The following is a 6619-nucleotide window of genomic DNA, read 5'->3' as shown; positions in this document are numbered from 1 at the left end:
AGGGGGATGTTCATCACGAGTATATCCGGACAGCGGGTGAATCAGTGACCTGATTCATCCGCTTCGCTTCCACAACGTGTCAGCAACTGCGCTGGTGAGCCAGAGTGGACAACTAGCGAAAGTACTATAATAATTGAAGAGCCGAGGAACGGTCAGGTGTTACCCTCAGGTGAAGTGCCTCCGGGTCACGCCCTGTGGCATTCATCTCGATCGCCTGTAAACGTCGACCGTTCGCTGGCATACTACGAACAGACATGGCATCCCACTCCCTATACGGGATGGCTGCGAGCACGATCGAAGCGGATGTGGGTTCCGGTTTCGGTGTATCTGGTTGGGTGAGAGCGGAGAGAGGGTCGTTTTCTCCAATTCATAATCGAAATCGAAACACGAGAACCGATTATGAAGTTTTTACACCGGCTAAACAGCCTCAATGAGTGTTCATAATCGGCCTCACTCACCGAAATACGTGTGATGAGAGAGGAGTGAAAGGGAACTAGAAACCAGTGTCGACCCGGACGGGAACATGGCTGAAACAGCCGAAATCAATCGATTCAGCGGTTGTGAGCAAGCTGGTCCGATCTCGCAGAAGGTGAAAATCTATCGTGCGTTCCCGGATAAAATCTTCATAATCGGGTTCAGTCTGGTGGTTTTGACTAGCTATGAAATCAGGAACCCGGTCAGCGGTCGCTGAACCAAACCGCACGACAGTGCGATGATCGACCACATGGTACGTCCTGCTGACGAGGTACTTTCTTCTCTCTTGCCTGTGTTTTCGTCCTAATTGATTCTCCATCTCGGGGTATGGCCCTCCTTGCGGAAGCTGGAGCCGATTATGGATACTACACGAACACCGCTGCTATCTTCGGAGTGGCTTTGACTCACTGAGTACCGCTGAAAGCGATTATGGATCGAGAGTGTGAGCGACTGTCTGAAAATTAGTTATCATCAATCGTGATATTGTTACTACCAATGAAATTGTGGAATTCAACAATGCATATGCACACTGTACGCACACCCGTGATTGGACCCCGGTTGACATTCTCCCCGCGCTACAGCGCGAGGATTCCCACGAGTTGGGATATTATAGTTCGCGGTTCGCAACCCGTTCTCGTGGGGAGAAACCACCCTCACGACAATCGAACAGGCGAACCGCTGGCTGTGCCAACCAGCCGTTATCCCTAGTACCGTCATCCGTGGCGAGACTCGGGAGTACCTTTTGCCGAATATTTTCAGCACCGTTCACATCCGCATTCGCAACCGTCTCGCACTCCTCACAGACATAAAGTCAGTTCGACTGAGGCGCCGGTTCAGTCGCAGGCACCTCAGGTCGGCGCTCCCAGAGAGCACGCCCGAAGATGATCCAGGCGAGCCCGTAGAGCAGCATCGGCCCAGCCCACGGATCAGCGCCCTGTCCCATCACATAGGTCGTGAACCCGATCGCGAACGGGACGCCGATCGGGAGTGCGGCAACAAGGAGCCATGCGCCACGTCGCGACACTGTGATCGCGTCGGTGCGGAGCATCGCACCACCGAACACGAGCGCACCGATCATGGCGACGAGCATCCCGAGCAGGAACGCGAGAAACGCCACTCCAGGGCCGTAGATCGCCACGGGGAGTGCGATGGTTGCCACGATCCAGCCGACGCTTAGAAGGCCAAAGCCGACTGTCGCAAGCCGGCCGAACCAGTGGCGTTCGGTCACGTACAACGCCGGAAGCGCGAGCGCCAGGAGGATCATCGCCACAGCGCCAAGTGGCTCGACGATCACGAACTCCGCTTCGTTCAGGACACTGAGTAGGGCGAGTCCCGTGATCGCCATCAACACCCCTCCGAGGAGGCCGCTGAGAATGCTCACTCGCATCCATCGGCGGGTGAGTGGCTGTGCTAGTTGCTGTTGGTCGTAGTGAGTCACTATTTCTCCTGATCCTCGTTGAGCTCGGTGAGAAAACACCCAGCTCGCGGCGAATCTGTATACATATAGGCGAGCTAACAGCTTAGTCGTTGCGCTCGTACGACCGCCGACAACTGCTCGGCTACTTCTGGTCACCCTCACTCTCAATCAGACCGGCGACCCACCCCGCTAGCGCGAACATGATGAGACCAGTCACGGTGGTGATTCAGCCACTACGACTTCCCCGGTCACGCCCACGGATCAATGTGGCTGGCAGTAATACTCGTACGTCCCGAGGACATCGAAGGAGTACGTGAAGCTGAAGCCGATATCGTACACGGCAGACGCCGAGTCGGGCGAGCCGTCCCAGCTGGCGTCTTTCGGTTGGTTCGCCACGACGATGCTATGGTTGTCGGACTCCCAGATCTATTGGACGGTGGCACCGGGTCGCACTTCGAGTCGGACTGGCTCGAAGAGGAACCTGCCCTCCAGGCCGACATGGACGATGGCGTCGTGTTCGCTCGAGACACTCTTGATCGTCGTTTCGTCATTGGCACCTCCCTAAGTTGCTGCTGACAGCCAGCTAGCGAGCGGTGCACCGGCGAGCGTTGCGCCGGTGACGGTGAGGAGTGTGCGACGGTCGGGCTCGTGGCACATGGAGGGTGTCCAGTACAGAGTACCCGCTTCGAAGTAAAAAAGACCGCCACCCGACTGCTACTGCCTGAAACGGGAGTCATCGACACATGGAGGATGCCGACGAGTTCGTCACGGTAGCACTTATCGAATGGAATGCAGCCACAGGTCAATACAGGAGTTTCTACTGCGGTTTCTGTATTCGGTCTTGGAGTGATGTGTCACTCACTTCCTCAAACAAGCAGGCTTTTGGAAAATGGTGGCTCTTTATTGGAATTGGGGGCAGTACTGGCGTAACGGTGTCACAATGCTCGATACCCAGCTCGGCGTGCTGTCAAACGCCCACAGACGACGGCTGTTGCTCGACTTACTGGCGGCCAACCCGCAAGCCGACCGGACGGTCACAGCCAGTGATTCAGCGACGAGTGCCGAAGACCAGACCCTGCCAATTGCGATGGCGCACGTTCACCTTCCCCAATTAGAAGACCACGGGTACATCCAGTGGAACCGGGAGGAACAGAGCGTTGAGAAAGGGTCGCAGTTCAACGAAATCAAACCGCTCTTGATCGTCCTGAAGGGGATTGAAGACGGAAGTTCCGACGAGTGGTCGGACTAACCGTTGGCCGAACCACGCCATCGGTCAGCCGCATTGGTCGCCTCTTCTGGCCGGTGCTCGCGCCCCGCGTGGCCACTCGCAGGCGTTTCTCGCGTGCTGTGACCGTTCCGCCACCAGTAACGGTGATGTCCATCCCATCGTACGTGAACGTCACACGGACGTCGGGAACCGAGCCGTTCCTCGTCGCCGTCAGGAGTGCGTCTAATGCATCGGGGTAGATGGAATTGTACAACGGTGGGATGTCTGTCGGCTCACGTCCAGTGTCGGCAGCGACAGTGTCGACAACGGCAATACTGGGTTCGGTAGCTTGTGACCAGTCGACTGTGGTGTGGTTTGGTTCAGGAGTCTCGTCCGACCGTTCCAGGTCAGAGGATGGATTCTCGTCAGTCATTCTTTGGTGGCCGTATTGAACGGTGAACTTCGGTCTGGTTGGATGGACATTGCGACCACAGCATATGGGTTTTTGCGATAAATTGAGTGAACTAACCGTTTCATTCGAACTGACGGCAACAATTCAGACAAAATGACGAGGAACATCAGAGGGAGGCCTGTCAGAAGTCACGGTCAGATGATCTCCACTTGGGGGAGAACCCCGATCCACCGACTACGAACGGCGACCAGAAGTCACGTTCACGGAAACTGCCACAGGAGTGGCAGTTCTAGCACGGAGTGACGATTGGTTGGGACCCGTTCGAACTCCGTGCCGGTTCCCCCTTCGAACTCGCCTGCTATAGTTCTGTTGTGATTATCTGGGTGACTGATTGTTTCGATGATACAGAGGTCATGCTTCGGTTCGATGGTGGTGCTACACCCAGAGTACATACGGGCTGCCCGTGGAGTCACACGCATGGCCAGAGAGTTAGACGACGTCGACCGGGGGATTCTCCACATGCTCCAGCAGGAAGCACGACGGACGACCGCCCAAGAGATCGGCGATACGGTCGGCGTCTCACCGGCCACCGTGCGCAATCGCATCGACCAACTCGAAGCGGACGGTATCATCAAAGGGTATCATCCCGAGATCGATTACGAAGTGGCGAACCCCCCCACTTCGAGTCCTCTTCGTGTGTACTGCTCCACCGACCGAACGCGGCGAATTGGCGGAGCAGGTCATGGACGTGAAGGGGGTGGTCGACCTTCGGGAGATGATGATTGGCCGGCAGAACATCCACATCGACGTTGTCGCGACAAGCACGGAAGATATCATCCGGATTACGGACGCCATCCACGAGCTCGGCCTCTCCATCGAGAGTTCCGAACTCATGAAACAGCGCAAGATGCAGCCGTTCAATCATTTTCAGTTTACGCCCGCAGGTGATGACGTCGCAGTGGGGGAAGAGGAGTAGCCACCTCCGATTACTAATTCCGCAATTATAAAACGATATTCTACGATTTCAATACCAAATAAATGCGAAAACCTGTTTTCATGGGGCGTCAAAACACGGAATTCGCAAACTGATGGGAATTGTATGAGTGTGATTCAAGTTCGTCGCATCCCTTCGAACAGCTATGAACGCCAGTCTTGTCGGACGCACACGATTCGCTGGACAGGAACTGACTTGTGAGTGGCGACAGAATACAAGAGACGGTACCGGCGACTCATTCGCCGGTCGTATGGTTGGGACCCTATGACAGACTTATCGAACCATCAACGAGCGATCGAACTGCTGCAGAATCTCGGCTTGAAAGAGTACGAAGCGAAGAGCTTCGTGGCACTCTCACGCCTCCCGAAAGGGACGGCCAAAGAGATCGGTGACACGTCCGACGTTCCGCGAACCCGCGTCTACGATGCGATTCGCGTGTTAGAGGCTAAGGGCCTCGTCGAGATTCAACACTCGAATCCCCAGCAGTTTCGGGCCGTGCCCATCGACGAGGCGGCTGAAACGCTCCGTCGAGAGTACAAGTCGCGGACGGAGACGCTCGTTGACGCGCTTGGGGATCTCGAACCATCACTCCCGGACAGCGACGAGGAAGTGACCCATGAAGTGTGGTCGCTGACTGGCGGCGCGCCGATCGCGAATCGTACCCAACAACTCATCGATGCCGCTGGCCGAGAGATCGTCCTCATCATCGGGCAGGACGAGGTGCTCACAGACAAGTTGATAGAGCATCTGCAAGCGGCGCAGGAGTCGGGTCTCGATGTTCTTATCGGCACGGTGGATGACCAGTTGCGTGACCGGGTTGAAACGGCCCTGCCCGACGTCAAGGTGTTCGTCTCGGGGTTAGAATGGTTGAACGGTTCTGCGACCGACCACTCGGACCCCATCACGATCAGTCGGCTGCTACTCATTGACCAGAACACGATCCTGGTCAGTTCGGTGCAAGCAAATCTCGCTGGGGGGGCTGATACGGAGAAAGCCGTGTTCGGAAGAGGCTTCGACAATGGCATCGTAGTGATCGCCCGCCGACTGATGGCGACGGGATTGCCACCGACCACTGATGTCGACACCGCCAAGAAATAACGACGATCGGCGAACGGTCGTCAGCGGTGAACGATTTCAGTTCTCGAAGTAGTGTTCAGTGCACGCTCTCTATTCAGCACGCCGTTCGGGACAGCAACTCGGCAACTGTGTGAACCGCTGCAAGATGCAGGGCGCGAATCGGTCATGGAAGTCCGATGGTCTCAGCGTTCCATACAGGCGATTTGCTCAGCACTCCCCTCGGAAACGTTTTCCGTGGCAAATTCCTTAGCACAGGTATGTCTACGACCGTCACAACACCCGACGCAGACGAGACGTGTGCGTACTGTGGGTCGCGTATCTTCGATCACGACCCCATCTGTGTCCGTGATTGTACCGACGACTGTGGTTCACCCGAGTACTTCTGTAACCACGCCTGTCTCTCCGCGCACATCGACGAGAACAGCCTCACAACGGGCGATGCGTGTGAGTGGAATCCCGACGAAAGCAGCTGTTGCTAACCGGGGATATCGGCAGGTTCGCAGTCCTACCTAACGGGTGTTCCACAAACGAGGACATGGAAACGAACGACACCCGATTACTGCATACACCCTCTGTCTGCAGACCGGGACTCCCGACAATATCTCAATAGTTCGTCAAGCCGCTGCTGCATACACAGCGCGTGTCGGTCACTCGACCTTCTCGGCCTTTGGTGTTCCGTACAGAGGGAGCTGATAACGACCTCAGATTCCGTATTAGCGATCCCACTGTTCAGGGCAAGATGCACCTGGTACCGATTTTGGGCCGAGAGATCATGTATCCAGGAACAGTGAGGTCATGAGCACGGTACGATCAGTAGCAGACCTTTACAGTTGGAAGCCAAGAGCGTGTCATAGAATCCATCTCATAGCTTTTCGCAGCCCGGGTCGTTTCCTCGCTCGTAGTTGGTGATTGCAACCATGAGTCGGAGACAGAGCGCAACGAACACTTCTGTTCGTGCGTGCACGCGGCCTCGGGCTCGAACGTGCCCGAGGCCGCAGTCCTTGACCGCGTCGTTGGTTCGTTCAACTCCTGTTCGGT

At 56.1% G+C, this 6619-nt stretch carries 8 protein-coding genes and 3 pseudogenes; 6 read left to right on the top strand and 5 right to left on the bottom strand.

Features of this window, described 5'->3' with window-relative positions:
• Nucleotides 1–523: 523 nt before the first annotated feature.
• Nucleotides 524–691, top strand: a complete 168-nt coding sequence (locus ACR3FF_RS25185; RefSeq protein ID WP_458190856.1) for a hypothetical protein — start codon at nucleotides 524–526, stop codon at nucleotides 689–691.
• A gap of 390 nt (nucleotides 692–1081) precedes the next feature.
• Here ACR3FF_RS25185 and ACR3FF_RS25180 read toward each other — a convergent pair.
• The 3 genes and pseudogenes from ACR3FF_RS25180 to ACR3FF_RS25170 form a co-directional block, all read right to left on the bottom strand.
• A pseudogene (locus ACR3FF_RS25180) lies at nucleotides 1082–1285 on the bottom strand (RNA-guided endonuclease InsQ/TnpB family protein); the annotation flags it as partial.
• Entirely contained in the window at nucleotides 1286–1912 is a 627-nt protein-coding gene (locus tag ACR3FF_RS25175; protein WP_458190855.1) for a hypothetical protein, read from the bottom strand.
• 240 nt (nucleotides 1913–2152) lie between these two features.
• Nucleotides 2153–2287: a cupredoxin domain-containing protein gene (locus ACR3FF_RS25170; protein ID WP_458190854.1), complete on the bottom strand. Its 135-nt coding sequence runs from the start codon at nucleotides 2285–2287 to the stop codon at nucleotides 2153–2155.
• Between the two features lie 544 nt (nucleotides 2288–2831).
• Between ACR3FF_RS25170 and ACR3FF_RS25165 the strand changes: the two genes are divergently transcribed.
• The gene (locus ACR3FF_RS25165; protein ID WP_458190853.1) at nucleotides 2832–3140 is read left to right on the top strand and encodes an ArsR family transcriptional regulator; all 309 of its coding nucleotides are present in this window, start codon (nucleotides 2832–2834) and stop codon (nucleotides 3138–3140) included.
• Here ACR3FF_RS25165 and ACR3FF_RS25160 read toward each other — a convergent pair.
• Entirely contained in the window at nucleotides 3076–3531 is a 456-nt protein-coding gene (locus tag ACR3FF_RS25160) for a HalOD1 output domain-containing protein (protein WP_458190852.1), read from the bottom strand. The two genes, ACR3FF_RS25165 and ACR3FF_RS25160, sit on opposite strands and share 65 nt — an antisense overlap.
• A gap of 378 nt (nucleotides 3532–3909) precedes the next feature.
• On the opposite strand from ACR3FF_RS25160, the pseudogene ACR3FF_RS25155 reads away from it, so the two are divergent.
• The 4 genes and pseudogenes from ACR3FF_RS25155 to ACR3FF_RS25140 all read left to right on the top strand — a co-directional run.
• Nucleotides 3910–4086 (top strand): annotated as a pseudogene (locus ACR3FF_RS25155) (hypothetical protein); the annotation flags it as partial.
• 118 nt (nucleotides 4087–4204) lie between these two features.
• The gene (locus ACR3FF_RS25150; RefSeq protein WP_458190857.1) at nucleotides 4205–4486 is read left to right on the top strand and encodes a hypothetical protein; all 282 of its coding nucleotides are present in this window, start codon (nucleotides 4205–4207) and stop codon (nucleotides 4484–4486) included.
• Between the two features lie 282 nt (nucleotides 4487–4768).
• Complete coding sequence (locus ACR3FF_RS25145; RefSeq protein ID WP_458190851.1) at nucleotides 4769–5602, top strand: TrmB family transcriptional regulator; 834 nt, start codon at nucleotides 4769–4771, stop codon at nucleotides 5600–5602.
• 236 nt (nucleotides 5603–5838) lie between these two features.
• On the top strand, nucleotides 5839–6060 hold the full coding sequence (locus tag ACR3FF_RS25140) for a hypothetical protein (RefSeq protein ID WP_458190850.1): 222 nt from the start codon (nucleotides 5839–5841) through the stop codon (nucleotides 6058–6060).
• Nucleotides 6061–6443: 383 nt separating this feature from the next.
• Here the strand turns inward: ACR3FF_RS25140 and ACR3FF_RS25135 are convergent.
• Nucleotides 6444–6619 (bottom strand): annotated as a pseudogene (locus tag ACR3FF_RS25135) (IS5/IS1182 family transposase); the annotation flags it as partial.

The sequence above is a fragment of the Haladaptatus ordinarius genome (genome assembly GCF_054177595.1).
This window is presented reverse-complemented; position numbering and strand designations above follow the sequence as displayed.